Below are 13380 nucleotides of genomic sequence, written 5' to 3'. Positions count from 1 at the left end.
ACGTGGCGTCAACCGAGTGCCCCAGCGCGGCCCGCTACCCTGGACGGATGGATTCCACCGGCCCTTCCAGCTCCACCGGACCTTCCAGCGCCACCGGCCCTTCCAGCGCCACCGGCACTGCGAACCATTGGGTGCTGACCTTCAGCTGCGCGGATCAGCCCGGGATCGTGCACGCCGTGTCGGGCGCGATCGTGGCCGCGCGGGGCAACATCACCGAGAGCCAGCAGTTCGCGAGCACCGACACCGGCCGGTTCTTCATGCGGCTGCAGGTCGAGTCCGAGGCCGACCGTGCCGAGTTCGAGCGCGCCCTCGCCCCCGTGGTCGAGCGATTCGGGATGACGCACAACGTCGACAACGTCGGCCGGCCGCTGCGCACCCTCGTCCTGGCCTCCACCGCCGCGCACTGCCTCAACGACCTGCTGTTCCGGCAGCGCGCCGGCCAGCTGCCCGTCGAGATCCCGCTCGTGCTCTCGAACCACGGCACCCTGCGCGACCTGGCCGGGTTCTACGGGGTGCCGTTCGAGTCGCGGCCCGTCACCGATCCCGCGTCGAAGGCCGCCTTCGAGGCGCGCATCCTGGAGGCCGTCGAGGAGCACGACATCGAACTGGTCGTGCTCGCCCGCTACATGCAGATCCTCTCCCCCGAGCTGTGCGAGAAGCTCGCCGGGCGGGCGATCAACATCCACCACTCGTTCCTGCCCGGTTTCAAGGGCGCCAACCCGTACCGGCAGGCGCATGCCCGCGGTGTGAAGCTGATCGGGGCGACCGCGCACTTCGTCACGAGCGACCTCGACGAGGGGCCGATCATCGAGCAGAACGTGGTGCGGGTCGATCACTCGCGCAGTGTGTCCGAGCTGGTCGCGATCGGCCAGGACGAGGAGAGCCGAACGCTCACCCAGGCGGTCAAATGGTTCGCGGAGGACCGCGTGCTTCTCGACGGAGCGCGCACGATCATCTTCCGCTGAGACCGCGCGGCTACACTGGTCCGGTGACCCCCACGCACGACCCGAGCACCCCCAATGCAGAGCGCCCCGTCGCCCTGCGGGCCAACGACATCCTGCGCTTCCTGCTGGAGATCTTCGCGATCGTCTCGCTCGGCATCTGGGGCTTCGTCGCCTGGCCGCTGCCGTGGAACATCGTGGTCGGCATCGCCGCTCCCGCGCTCGCCATCCTGCTCTGGGCGCTGTTCCGGTCGCCGAAGGCCGTTCTGCACGTCGACGCGTTCGTCAAGGCGGTCGTCGAGCTCGTCGTCATGGGGTCTGCGGCGTTCGCCTGGTGGAGTCTGGGGCAGCCGATCGTCGCGCTGGTGTTCGCCGTGGTGGCCACGGTGAGCGGCGTCATCAACGGACGGCGCGAGTTCGCATGAGCGGCGTCGTCGTCCATGACGCCCGCAAAGTGGATGCGAGCGGACTGGTCGACGAGTTCTGGATGGCGGTCGACGGCGACCGCATCCAGGCGACCGGGTCCGGAACCGGGTGGCACGAAGCCGCACGCGCGCCCGGCGTGGAGGTCATCGACGCGGGCGGCCACTGGCTGACGCCCGGTTTCATCGACCTGCACTGCCACGGCGGCGGCGGGCACCCCTACGACGACGGCCCCGAGGAGATGCTCGCGGCGCTCGCCACGCACCGCGCACACGGCACGACGCGCGCACTCGTCTCGCACGTCGCCAATCCGCTCGCCTCGCTCCGAGAGAGCCTCGGCGTGGTCGCCGACCTCGCCGCCGTCGACCCGATGGTGCTCGGCTCGCACCTGGAGGGTCCTTTCCTCGCCCGCGAGCGCCGGGGAGCGCACGACGACGCCTTCTTGCGCGAGCCCGGGCCCGAGATGGTGGAGGAGCTGATCGGGGCGGCGCGCGGCACGCTGCGCACGGCCACGATCGCGCCGGAGCTGCCGAACGCCCTGGAGGCCATCGGCGTCTTCATCGAGGCCGGCGTGGTGGTCGGCGTCGGGCACACGGCAGCCGACTACGAGCAGACCCGCCGGGCTTTCGAGGTCGGCGCGCGCCTCCTGGTGCACGCGTTCAACGCGATGAACGGCATCCACCACCGCGCTCCCGGGCCGGTGATGGCCGCCATCGAGAACCCGGAGGTCACGCTCGAGCTCATCCTCGACGGCCTGCACGTGCACCCGTCGGTGGCGGGGCTGCTGTTCCGGGAGGCTCCGAGCCGGGTCGCGCTGGTCACCGACGCGATGGCCGCGGCGGGCGCCTCGGACGGCGACTACCGGCTGGGCGGCCTGAACGTCAGCGTGCGCGACGGGCTCGCGGTGCTCTCCGGCACCACGACGATCGCCGGCTCGACCCTCACGCAGGACGTGGCCCTCCGCAACGCGATCAGCCTCGTCGGCATCGACCCCGTGACCGCCGTCACCGCGCTCACGCACACCCCGGCGCAGGCGCTCGGCGAAGGCCACCGTTTCGGCCGGCTCGGCACCGGCTTCGCCGCGGACGCGGTGCTGCTCGACCACGAGTGGCGCGTGCAGCGCGTGCTGGCCGACGGCCACCTGCTCTAGCGGCGCCGCCCGGTCGCGCGGGCAACGGAGGTTTCCCACCTTCCGAAGCCCGCCATCTCCTCCGTTGGTTGCCGTTCCCGGGCGTGTCGCACGGGATCTCCTCCGTTCGCCGCCGGGGTCGGTAACGGAGGATTTCCAGGCCGGTGCGCGGTCGAAAAGCAGCGTGCGGAGGAGATCGGCGGCCGGGCTGGCCGGATCTCCTCCGTTCGCCGCGGGGCCTGGTGCGGCCCAGCCCGGCTAGAGCTGCTGCCAGGCCGGTTTGTGGTCGTAGGCGTACCGGTAGTAGTCGATGTTGCGCAGCCGGGAGGCGGCGGCTTCGTCGACGAGGACGGTGACGTGCGGGTGCAGCTGGATGGCCGAGCCGGGGTTGGAGGCCGACACCGGCCCTTCCACGGCACCGGCGAGCGCCTCCGCCTTGCCCTCGCCGAACGCGAGCAGCAGCAGGTGCCGCGCCCGGAGGATGGTGGAGAGGCCTTGGGTGATGCAGTGCATGGGCACGTCGTCTTCGCTGTCGAAGAACCGGGCGTTGTCGCGCCGGGTCTGCTCGGTGAGGGTCTTGACCCGGGTCACCGACGCGAACGAGGAGCCGGGCTCGTTGAAGCCGATGTGGCCGTCGGTGCCGATGCCGAGGATCTGCACGTCGACACCGCCGGACTCGGCGATCGCCTTCTCGTAGTCGGTGCCGGCGTGCTCGATCGTCTCGCGGGCGCCGTTCGGGGTGTGGATGAGCGACGGGGTGAGCCCGAGCGGCTCCACGACCTCCCGGGTGATGACCGCGCGGTAGGACTCCGGGTGCCCCGCGGGCAGGCCGACGTACTCGTCGAGCGCGTAACCGCGGACGTGCGAGACGTCGAGGCCGGATTCGCCGATCCGCCGGGCCAGCGCCCGGTAGACGGGCAGCGGGGTGGACCCGGTCGCCAACCCGAGCACTGCGTCGGGTTTGGCGGCGATCAGCCGGTGGATCGACTCGGCAGCGAGTTCCCCCGCCGCCTCCTTGTCCGCCACGACGACGACTTCAGCCATCACATCCTCCTACGAGCGCCGCACCGAGCGCTGCCACTGGGGTTCCTTCGGGGACGAGGCGCACACGCCGGGACAGCGCGAGCGACGCGAGGAACGGGGACGTCCGCGCCCAGCCGTCGAGCACCTCGTGGACATCGCTGAGCAGCCGGTCCCCGAGATGCCGGAGGCCGCCGCCGATCACCACGGTGTCGACGTCCACCGTCAGCACGAGGACCCGCACCGCTGCGGCGATGCCCTGAGCCAGCCTAGCGGCGATCGCGCGGGCGTCCGGGTCTCCGTCGGCCGCTGCGGCGAACAGTGCGCGCGCGGGCAGCGGGTCGTCGGTGCGCCATTGCCGGGCGATGCCCGAGCCGCTCGCCATGGTCTCCAGGCACCCGCGCTGCCCGCACCGGCAGAGCGCACCGGCGGGGTCGACGGGAAGGTGGCCGATCTCGCCGGCGACGCCGGTCGCGCCGCGCCAGAGCCGGCCGTCGACGACGATGCCGGCGGCCATCCCCGTGCCGAGGTTGAGGTAGGCCATCGACCCGGCCAGCCCCAGCACGTGGAACGCTCCGAGCGCTGCCGCCTTCACGTCGTTCTCCACCCGCACGCCGACGCCCAGCCTCCCGGCCAGCTCGCCGCCCAGCGCGAGGCTCTCCACGCCGAGGTTGACGGCGTGCGCGACCTGTCCCGAGTCGTTGTCGACCATCCCCGGGATGCCGATGCCGATCGACGAGAAGCCGCCGGCCGCCAGCCCGGTGAGCTCGCCGATGCGGGCGACGGCGGTGACAGCGGTCTCGACGACGGCCACGTGCCCGAAGCCCGTCGCGAGACGCACCCGTTGGGCGAGCGCTCCGCGGTCGTCGACGGCCACGGCGTCGGTCTTGGTGCCGCCGATGTCGATGCCGAGCCTCACGGAGACTCCCCCGCATCCGCATCTGCACCAAGATCACGGTCGAGGAGTTCGATGAGCGCTCGCCCGATGAGGCGTGAGGCCCCGAAGGTCGCGATGTCCGCGTAGGCGCGGTCGTCGCTGGGCCAGCCCATGTCGACGACGAGCGCGCTGTCGCGCTCCGACCGCAGGCGGTCGATCGCCGCGCGCGCGAAGGCGTGGCGATGGTTGTCCTTGCCCACGACCAGCACGGGCGCGGAGGCCGCGAGCACCAGGTCGGGGTGGTCGCCTTCGGTGAACACCACCAGCGGGCCGGCGGCGAACCGGGAGTCCGTCCCCTCACCGGCGCCCTCGTGCGTCGAACCCGCCGCCACCTCGGCGAACGGCCCCCAGGGCGCCTGGCCGATGGCGATGTTGGCGACCGTGTCGACGCGCACGATCGAGTAGTGGCCGTGATGTTCTCTCAACCACGCCCACGCGTACCCGGAGATGTCGAAGGCATCGAGCGCGCGGCGCACATCCTCGTCGTCGATGTCGCCCGCGAGTCCCCGGGGGCCTGCCGGCCGCGGCTCTGCCGCGTATGCAGCGGCGTCGACGCGCACGCCCTCAGCCAGCGCGAGGACCCGGCCTGCGGCTTCCTCGACGCGCTCCGCCGTGAGCCGGCCGCCGACGATCGCCGCGGCGATCGCGTCCTCGATCTCGGTGAGCTGCGCGTCGGTGTTCTCCGTTCCGATGCACAGCAGATCGCAGCCGGCGGCGAGCGCGAGCACGGCGGCCTCGGGGATGCCGCGCTCGCCGCTCGCTCCGTGCATGTCGAGCGCGTCGGTGACGACGACGCCCGTGAAGCCGAGCTCGCCGCGCAGCATGCCCTCGACGACCGCAGGGCTGAAGGTGGCCGGGAGGTCGGGGTCGATGCGCGGCAGCAGGATGTGCGAGGTCATGACGGTCCGCGCCCCGGCCTCCACCACGGCACGGAACGGAAGCAGTTCGCGCTCGCGCAGCTGATCGGCCGTGAGGTCGACCTCGGGCAGCTCCAGGTGGGAGTCCTGAGCCGTGTCGCCGTGTCCCGGGAAGTGCTTGGCGCAGACGGCGACGCCGGCCGATTGCAGTCCTCGCGTCCACGCGGCGCCCTGAGCGGCCACCGTCTCGGGCGAGGAGCCGAAGCTGCGCACGCCGATGACGGGGTTGTCCGCGTTCGAGTTGATGTCGACGTCGGGGGCGAGGTCGAGGTTCACGCCGACGGCGTTGAGCTCCTCGCCGACGCGCCGGGCGACCGCCTCGGTGTACGACTCGTCGCCGAGACGGCCGAGAACGGCGTTGCCGGGGAAGGGCGAGCCGCTGTCGTAGTAGAGCCGGGTGACATCCCCGCCCTCTTCGTCGATCGCGACGATCGCGTTCGGGTTGGCGGCGTAGACGGCGTCCGTGAGGGCGCGCAGCTGCGCGGCCGACTCCACGTTCTGCCCGAACAGGCACACCCCGCCCAGACCGTCGCGCAGCCTCGCCTCCAGCCAGGCGGGCAGCGTCGTGCCCACGAAGCCGGGAAGGAGGGTCGCCGCGATGCGGCGGCGGAGCGCGGTGTCGGTCGGGGTGGGCGTTGCGATCGCGTCGGAGCGGGTGACCGACATCCCGCTCACCCCTTGACCGCCCCGCTGACCAGGCCGCTGGTCATCCGCCCCTGCACGATGAGGAAGAAGATGATGACAGGCACGGCGACGAGAGTGGATGCCGCCATCACCTGGCCCCAGTCCGTCGCGCGCGACGCCGACTGCTGGATGAAGCCGCGCAACCAGAGCGGCAGGGTCTGGCTGCTGTTCTCCTGCAGGATGACCAGCGCGACCGTGAACTCGTTCCACGCCTGGAGGAAGGCGTAGACGCCCGAAGCGACCAGGCCCGGGGCGAGCAGGGGGAAGGTGATGCGCAGGAACGCCTGCGTGCGACTGAGCCCGTCGACCATCGCGGCCTCTTCGAGGTCGGCGGGGATGCCCGCGACGAAGCCGCGCAGCATCCAGATGGTGAACGGCACGACCGCCGCGATGTAGATGATGCTGACTCCGACGACCGTGTTGAGGAGGCCGAGGGACCCCATCAGCTTGTACTGGGCGATGAACAGCCCCTCGGCGGGGAGCATCTGGATGAGGAGGACCGCGAGCACGAACGACGTGCGGCCGCGGAACCTGAACCGGCTGATCGCGAGCGCCGCCAGGAAGGCGAACCCGAGGCAGAACACGACGGTGACGAGAGCGACCACCAGGCTCATCCCGAGCGCGGGGAAGAACGTCCCGCCCTGGATGACGGCGGTGAAGTTGTCGAACGAGCCGCCGAACGGCAGCCAGGTGGGTGTCGAGCTCTGCAGCACCACGTTCGGCAGCAGCGACGAGTTGAGCATCCAGTACACCGGGAAGACCCAGATCAGCCCGAGCACGACGGCGAGGACGCCGAGGAGGATGCGGCCGGGACGGACCCGCTGCTTGAGCTTGCGGTCGGCGGCGACGGTGGTCGCCGAGGTGACGGTGGTCACGACTGGTCCTCCTTGAGCAGGTGGCGGACGTAGAACCAGCTGAGGGCGACGGTCAGAACGAGCACGAACACCGAGACGGCGCTCGCCATCGCGAAGTCGCTGGAGCCGACGCCGAGCTGATAGATGTAGGTTCCGAGCAGGTTGGTCTCGCTGGCGATGGAGCCCTTGTCCTGCAGCAGCTTGATCTGGGTGAAGACCCGCAGGTCCCAGATGATCTGGAGCAGCAGCACGATGCCGAGCACCGGACGGATCATCGGCAGGATGATGTAGCGCAGCCGCTGGAGGCCCTTCGCCCCGTCCATCTGGGCGGCCTCCAGCACCTCGGACGACACCTGGGTGAGTCCGGCGTAGACGGAGAACGCGACGAACGGCACGCTCATCCAGGTCACGATGACACCGGCCACGAAGAAGAACGAGAGCGGGTTCTGCAGCCAGTTGTGGTTCTGGAAGTCCAGCCCCCACGACGTCAGCACGCTGTTGATGACGCCGCGGCGCCAATCGAACAACCAGTTCCAGACGGTCATGGCGGCGACGACGGGCATGGCCCAGGCGAGCAGCAGCGTGATCTGCAGGAAGATGCGGGGGAACCGCGAGATGCCGGTCATCAGCAGGGCGAGACCGACCCCAATCACGACCGTGACGGCGGCGGTGACCAGGCAGAAGACGATCGAGCGCCCGACCACGACCCACATATAGGGATCGGAGAACAGGGTGACGTAGTTGTCGAACCAGACGAACGGCGCGGGCCGGCCGAACTGCTGGGCGAGCCCGAAGTGCTGCATCGACGTGATGAGCTGCCAGACGATCGGGTAGCCGAGCGCGAGCAGCAGGATGAGGATGGCCGGCAGCAGCAGGGCGTACGGCGTGATGCGGCCCTTGCGCTTGCGGGGAGCGATCGGTCGGGGTGCGCTCGCGGTGGACGAGGCGGTCACGGTTTCGCTGGTGGTGGTCACGGCGGTCCTCCTTCCGGGGTGTAGGGAAAGCCGGGTTCTGGGAAGAGTCTGCGGGCAGGAGCGAGGGCGCGGAAGGGTGGTGCTGCTTCCGCGCCCTCGCCCCGCTCGGTACTGCTAGGTGGAGCCGATCAGCCGTTCTTCACGTTGAGAAGAGCGTCGATCTTCGTGTCGTACTGCTGGGCGAGACCCTTCAGGTCGGACGAGTCGCGGATCTTGGAGAAGAACTCCTCCATCACGTTCGCCGCCTCGACGGACGCCCAGCCCGGAGCGGCCGGGGTCAGCTTCGAGTTGGAGGCCGACTCGATGAGCGCCTTCGCGAACTGGTCGTCGCCGAGCGAGGACACGTAGTCGGAGTTCGCCGGGCCGAGCCCGTTCTTGCCCAGCAGCTCCTGGTACTCCTTGCTGAAGATGATCTTCAGCAGCGTCTTGGCCAGACCCGGGTTCTTGGACTTGGCCGAGATGCCGATGTTGGAGCCGCCGGCGAAGACCGGCGCCGGCTTGCCGTCGTTGCCCGGCAGCACGTACGTGCCGAAGGTGTTGTCGTTCCAGGTGCGGACCGCCTTGCCGTCCTTGGTGGACAGGTCGCCGATCGACCAGTGCGCCCAGCCCGGAGCCATGATGGTGGCGGCGGCGAGCGAGGTGTCACCCGTCTTGTTGCCGTTGGCGTCCACCGTCTGGTCGGTGTCGTTCAGGTAGATGTACTGGTTCGAGTCCTTGGCATCGTTCGGGGCCTTGGACGCGTTCTTGTAGATGTCCTGCAGCTGCTGGAGGCCCTTCTGCGACTCCGGCGAGTCGAGGGTGGCGACCCACTTGGAGCCCTCCTTCTTGGCGATGTCGCCGCCGTTCGCGAAGATCCAGGAGATGCCGTCGCGCCAGTCCTGACCGCCGAGGAAGAAGCCGGAGAAGTTCGGGATCCCCTTCGGGTTCTTGGCCGTGATGTCGGCGACGGTGCTGTTGAACTGGTCGAGTGTGGTCGGCACCGTTGCACCGGCCGCGCTGTAGACGTCCTTGCGGTAGAACATGTAGCGCGAGCCGAAGTAGTACGGCAGCGTGTAGTTCTTGCCGTCGACCTTCCCGGCGTCGACGAACGACTGCAGCAGCTTGTCGCCGCCGAGGTCCTTGTACATGTCCGAGATGTCGAGGAACGCGCCCACGTTCGTGAAGGTCGGGGACTGCGTGTTGCCCATCTCCGTCACGTCGGGGGTGTTGTTCGCGTCGGGCAGCGAGGTCGTCAGCTTCGTGACGATGTCTCCCCAGTCCTGCTGCTCGATCTTGAGCGTCGCGCCGGTCTCCTTGTTGAACTCCGTCTTCAGGTAGGTCCGCAGCGCGTCAGGAGTGTCGGAGCCGACGAGCCACAGCGTGATCGTCTTGCCCTTCCCGTCCGTGCTCGGAGCCTGGCCTCCACCTGAGGCGCATCCGGCGAGCACGAGAGCGGAAGCCGTAGCCACAGCGGCGAGGCCGACGAGCTTTCTCTTCATTGCTGTTCCCTTCATTGTGTTCGGGCTTTCTTGGGTGGGTCAGTGTGGGCGGTTGCGTCACACCGTCGGTGCAGGGGTCGTGGATCGCGGTGCTGTGCTACGAGACCCCGAGTTGTCCGGACAGGACGAGTACGGCCGCGCCGCGCAGGACGATGTCCTGCCCCTGCGTGGTCATCCGGACCGCGAGATCGGCGTGGTTCTCCGCCATCGTGCGGTTCCGGAGCGTGTGGATGGTCGCCTCGGCGAGAGGGCCATCGAGGAGGTCCGTCGGCCCGCTCAGCACGAGTTCCGACAGGTTCAGGGCGCCGACGACGGGGGCCAGTGCGATCCCCAGGCGGCTGCCGGCCTCGCGGAGGACGGGCGTCGTGTCGTCGCCGGCTTCCTCGGCCGCGTGGATGCCGCGGCGCAGCTGGGGCACGCTGAGCCAGTGCTCGAGCACCTGGTCGCGGTTGTAGGTGGCGTCGAGGCCGAGATCCGTGCCGACCATCACCTGGCCGATCTCGCCCGCCGCGAAGTGGCTCCCGTAGACGAGGGCTCCGGCGATGATCAGGCCGGCGCCGATGCCGTGGCCGACCCGGATGAGCATCATGTCGCCGGTGGCGCCGCCATAGCTGTGCTCGGCGAGCGCTGCGGCGTTCGCGTCGTTGGCGACCACGACCGGCAGTCCGGTGAGGCGGTGGAGGTCCTGTTGCAACGGCACGCCCGTCCAGCCGAGGTTCGGCGCGGTGAGGATGGTGCCGGTGAGGTCGACGACGCCGGGCGAGCCGACTCCGATGCCGAGGATGGGGGCCGTCGCGCTGTCGACGAGGTGGCGGACCAGCTCGACGACCTTCGCGAGCGCGTCGTCCCCGGTCGCCGCGCGGCCGGCTCCGTCCTCCAGCGGGACCTCGGCGGAGTGCAGCAGCTCGCCGTCGAGGTCCATCACGGCGCCGCGGAACCGGTCGTGGTCGCTCAGGTCGACGCCGATGATCTGGTGCGCCGTGCGGTTGATGTCCAGCAGCACGGCGGGCTTGCCCGGGCGGGCAGCCTCCCGCTGGCCGAGCTCGATCACGAGGCCTTCGCTCAGGAGTTCCGCGACCAGGTCGGATACGGTGACCCGGGTGAGGCCGGTCTCGCGGGCGATGTCGGCGCGGCTCAGCCGCCCGGAACGGTAGAGCGTCTGCAGGACGAGCGACCGGTTGTGGCTGCGCGCGTGTTCCGGGAGGACCTTGGCGCGCGGCCGGAGCGCCCGGCCGGGACCGAGCCCGCCGTTGCCTCCCCGCACATCCATCGTGGTCATGTTTGTTAGTAAAGCTTACGAACAAATGAAACGCAAGCGGCGAAACGAACTCGTTACACAGGGACGCGACCAACGGCTCGCCGGCCGGGGGTTTCCGATTCGGGCCGGGACGGACGACACCCCAGAGCATGACTGCTTCGCCCTCCCCTGCCACCCGCACTCCGTTCGCCCTCACCGGCTCACGCGCACTCGTGACCGCGGCCAGCCGCGGCCTCGGTCGCGAGATCGCCCTCGAACTGGCGGGGCAGGGGGCCGATGTCGTGCTCGGCGTCCGCGACCCGGAGGGCTCCGCAGCCCTGGTCGAGGAGCTGAATGCCTTCGGCGTCACAGCACAGGCCATCCACCTGGACGTGCTCGACCTGGACTCCTGCCGAACCGCGATCGATGCGGTGACGGCCCAGCTGGGGCCGATCGACATCCTCGTCAACAACGCGGGAGGCGGCATCAACGCGCCGGCGCTGGAGGTGACGGAGGACGACTTCGATCACGTCTGGCGGCTGAACACCCGCTCGACCTTCTTCCTGTCGCAGCACCTCGCGAAGAGCATGCGGGCGAGCGGCGGCGGTGCCATCGTGAACATCGCCTCCCAGGCCGGCCTCGTCGCCCTCCCGCTCGAGTCGTCATATTGCACGGCCAAGGCCGCGGTCGTCCACCTCACCCGGTGCCTGGCCGTCGAGTGGGGCGGCTACGGCATCCGCGTGAACGCGGTCGCGCCGACGTTCATCGCGACGGACGGGACGTCCGAAGCGCTCTCCGACGCCGCGTTCCGCGCCGACACGATCGAGCGCATCGCGGCGCTCCACCGCATCGGCGTGCCAGCCGAGGTGTCGGGCGCGGTCGCCTTCCTGGCGTCGCCCGCGGCCTCACTCATCACCGGCCAGACCCTGGCGATCGACGGCGGCTGGACGGCGCGCTGAGCCGAGTCCTGCCACGGGTCTCGCGATTCGTCGCGAACGTCGGAAGACCGCGGCGCGGACGCCGCCATCGGGCGCGCTGAGCACCGAGGCCTTCAGGCCGAGCGAGCCGAAACCCTGGGCGACGGTGACAGAACGCGCGGAGCTCGGCCCCGCGAGCCGGTCGAGGTCTCCGCCTGCGCCACCTTCTCGAGCGCGAACTCCATCGCGAGCTGTGCTGCGACGAGGGCTGCGGCGGCGGCGGCCCCACCGACCTGCGCCGACGGATCGGTCACGTTGCCGGCAGCCCAGACACCCGGAACCCCGGTTCGCCCCTGCGCGTCGGCCGGCAGGTATTCGCCGATGCCCGCTGGGTGCTCGACGGGCGCGAGGCCGAGACCGTCGAGGAACGGGGCGACGATGCGCGAGCGCGGAGCGATGACCACGGTCTCGACCTCGTGCACGTCGCCGTCGGCGAGGCGGATGCCCGCTACGCGTCGGTCTCGCAGCTCCACGGCGGCGACCGGACCCTCGACGACGCGGATGCCGTGCGCGGCGACCTCCTCGGCTACACCCGGCTGATCGTTCACGAACACCGTGACGTCCGGGCTCCACTGATGGAACAGCAGGGCCTGGTGCGTCGCCCGGGCGTTCAGCGCGAGCACGGCGATCGCAGTGTCGCGCACCTCCCAGCCGTGGCAGAACGGGCAGTGCACGACCTCGGCGCCCCAGCGCTCGCGGAGGCCCGGGATGTCAGGCAGGTCGTCGACGAGTCCGGTGGCCACGACGATCCGGCGCGCAGTGAAGCACCGATGCCCGTCCACGGTCACCACGAAGCCGGTGCCGGTGCCGTCACCGGTGCTGCCCGGGCGGGCGTCGGTCACGGTACCGGAGCAGATTCTGCCGCCGTAGCCGCGGACCTCCTCGCGGCCGTGTGCGAGCAGTTCGCCGGGAGGCGTGCCGTCACGGCCGAACAGTCCGTGCACCTCCCCCGCCGGCGCGTTCCGCGGGGCACCCGCGTCCACCACCAGCACGGAGACGCGGGCACGAGCCAGCATGAGTCCGGCGCTGAGCCCGGCCGCGCCGCCGCCGATCACGATCACATCGAAGTCGTCCATGACTCCAGACTCGGTGCCTGCCAATGGTCTTGGCAACTTTCTTTGCCGGAATGGCAAAATGGAGGCCATGACGAACGACCCCGACTCGGGCCGCAGCCTCGGCGCCGTCGGCGATCGCCTCCGCGCCCTGCGGACCCGGCGCGATCTGACGCTCGCCGACCTCTCCGCCGAGACCGGCATCTCGGTCAGCACGCTCTCCCGGCTCGAGTCCGGCTCACGCCGACCGACCCTCGAACTGCTGCTGCCCCTCGCTCGCGCCCACGGCGTCACGCTCGACGAACTGGTGGATGCGCCGCAGACCGGCGATCCCCGCGTGCACCTGCGGCCGGTGCAGCACGGCGACCGCACCGTGATCCCGCTCACCCGCCGGCCCGGTGGAATCCACGCGTTCAAAACGGTCATCTCCGGGGGCCGGCCGGCCCCCGGGGTCCCCGACCCGAAGACCCACGAGGGCTACGAGTGGCTCTACGTGCTGAACGGCCGGCTTCGCCTCGTTCTCGGTGAGCACGACATCGAGCTCGGCCCCGGGGAGGCCGCCGAGTTCGACACCCGCGTGCCGCACTGGTTCGAGCGAGCGGGAGAGGACGCCGTGGAGTTCCTCAGCCTGTTCGGCAAGCAGGGCGAACGCGTCCACCTGCGCGCACGGCCGGCGCGCACGGGCGACGCAGACGCAGCGGCCGGTTGAAGACATGTGCCGAGTGTCGACTCCGAACGCATCGGAGCCGACACTCGG

13 protein-coding genes are annotated in these 13380 nt (G+C 70.4%); 5 read left to right on the top strand and 8 right to left on the bottom strand.

The genetic code is table 11. The features are described 5' to 3' along the window. Window positions 1-47 precede the first annotated feature (47 nt). Genes purU through nagA form a run of 3 tightly spaced genes read left to right on the top strand, consistent with a single transcriptional unit; the run spans window position 48 to window position 2514 of the window. Complete coding sequence (gene purU, locus Q0Q23_RS03275; protein ID WP_295119234.1) at window positions 48-965, top strand: formyltetrahydrofolate deformylase; 918 nt, start codon at window positions 48-50, stop codon at window positions 963-965. Window positions 966-988: 23 nt separating this feature from the next. Then, window positions 989-1366 carry a YrdB family protein gene (locus Q0Q23_RS03270; RefSeq protein WP_295119231.1) on the top strand — a complete coding sequence of 126 codons (378 nt, stop codon included), beginning with the start codon at window positions 989-991 and terminating at the stop codon, window positions 1364-1366. Then, complete coding sequence (gene nagA / locus Q0Q23_RS03265) at window positions 1363-2514, top strand: N-acetylglucosamine-6-phosphate deacetylase (RefSeq protein ID WP_295119228.1); 1152 nt, start codon at window positions 1363-1365, stop codon at window positions 2512-2514. The genes Q0Q23_RS03270 and nagA overlap by 4 nt, the downstream gene beginning before the upstream one ends. A gap of 237 nt (window positions 2515-2751) precedes the next feature. On the opposite strand, the gene Q0Q23_RS03260 is transcribed toward nagA, so the two are convergent. The 7 genes from Q0Q23_RS03260 to Q0Q23_RS03230 all read right to left on the bottom strand — a co-directional run bounded on the left by Q0Q23_RS03260 (window position 2752) and on the right by Q0Q23_RS03230 (window position 10636). Continuing rightward, entirely contained in the window at window positions 2752-3537 is a 786-nt protein-coding gene (locus tag Q0Q23_RS03260) for a glucosamine-6-phosphate deaminase (RefSeq protein WP_295119226.1), read from the bottom strand. Further along, on the bottom strand, window positions 3530-4432 hold the full coding sequence (locus Q0Q23_RS03255) for an ROK family protein (protein WP_295119223.1): 903 nt from the start codon (window positions 4430-4432) through the stop codon (window positions 3530-3532). Before Q0Q23_RS03255 ends, Q0Q23_RS03260 begins: the two co-directional genes overlap by 8 nt. Then, complete coding sequence (gene nagZ, locus Q0Q23_RS03250) at window positions 4429-6033, bottom strand: beta-N-acetylhexosaminidase (protein ID WP_295119220.1); 1605 nt, start codon at window positions 6031-6033, stop codon at window positions 4429-4431. The genes Q0Q23_RS03255 and nagZ overlap by 4 nt, the downstream gene beginning before the upstream one ends. A 5-nt stretch (window positions 6034-6038) precedes the next feature. Next, window positions 6039-6854 (bottom strand): carbohydrate ABC transporter permease, encoded by an 816-nt coding sequence (locus Q0Q23_RS03245; RefSeq protein WP_295119547.1) that lies wholly within the window; start codon window positions 6852-6854, stop codon window positions 6039-6041. Window positions 6855-6922: 68 nt separating this feature from the next. Further along, complete coding sequence (locus tag Q0Q23_RS03240; RefSeq protein ID WP_295119218.1) at window positions 6923-7879, bottom strand: carbohydrate ABC transporter permease; 957 nt, start codon at window positions 7877-7879, stop codon at window positions 6923-6925. A gap of 128 nt (window positions 7880-8007) precedes the next feature. Beyond that, window positions 8008-9357, bottom strand: coding sequence for an extracellular solute-binding protein (locus Q0Q23_RS03235; RefSeq protein ID WP_295119216.1), 1350 nt, complete (start codon window positions 9355-9357; stop codon window positions 8008-8010). A gap of 97 nt (window positions 9358-9454) precedes the next feature. Then, window positions 9455-10636 carry an ROK family transcriptional regulator gene (locus tag Q0Q23_RS03230; RefSeq protein ID WP_295119214.1) on the bottom strand — a complete coding sequence of 394 codons (1182 nt, stop codon included), beginning with the start codon at window positions 10634-10636 and terminating at the stop codon, window positions 9455-9457. 128 nt (window positions 10637-10764) lie between these two features. Here Q0Q23_RS03230 and Q0Q23_RS03225 point away from each other — a divergent pair, with 128 nt between their 5' ends. Then, window positions 10765-11553 carry an SDR family NAD(P)-dependent oxidoreductase gene (locus Q0Q23_RS03225; RefSeq protein ID WP_295119212.1) on the top strand — a complete coding sequence of 263 codons (789 nt, stop codon included), beginning with the start codon at window positions 10765-10767 and terminating at the stop codon, window positions 11551-11553. Window positions 11554-11645: 92 nt separating this feature from the next. On the opposite strand, the gene Q0Q23_RS03220 is transcribed toward Q0Q23_RS03225, so the two are convergent. After that, window positions 11646-12647, bottom strand: a complete 1002-nt coding sequence (locus Q0Q23_RS03220) for an NAD(P)/FAD-dependent oxidoreductase (protein WP_295119210.1) — start codon at window positions 12645-12647, stop codon at window positions 11646-11648. A gap of 67 nt (window positions 12648-12714) precedes the next feature. On the opposite strand from Q0Q23_RS03220, the gene Q0Q23_RS03215 reads away from it, so the two are divergent. Beyond that, window positions 12715-13332: a helix-turn-helix domain-containing protein gene (locus Q0Q23_RS03215; RefSeq protein ID WP_295119208.1), complete on the top strand. Its 618-nt coding sequence runs from the start codon at window positions 12715-12717 to the stop codon at window positions 13330-13332. The last annotated feature ends 48 nt before the right edge of the window (window positions 13333-13380 follow it).

This window comes from uncultured Leifsonia sp. (genome assembly GCF_945957465.1).
Lineage (GTDB): Bacteria > Actinomycetota > Actinomycetes > Actinomycetales > Microbacteriaceae > Leifsonia.
Note: the sequence above shows the minus strand (reverse complement) of the source record. Positions and strands in the feature narration are given on the sequence as shown.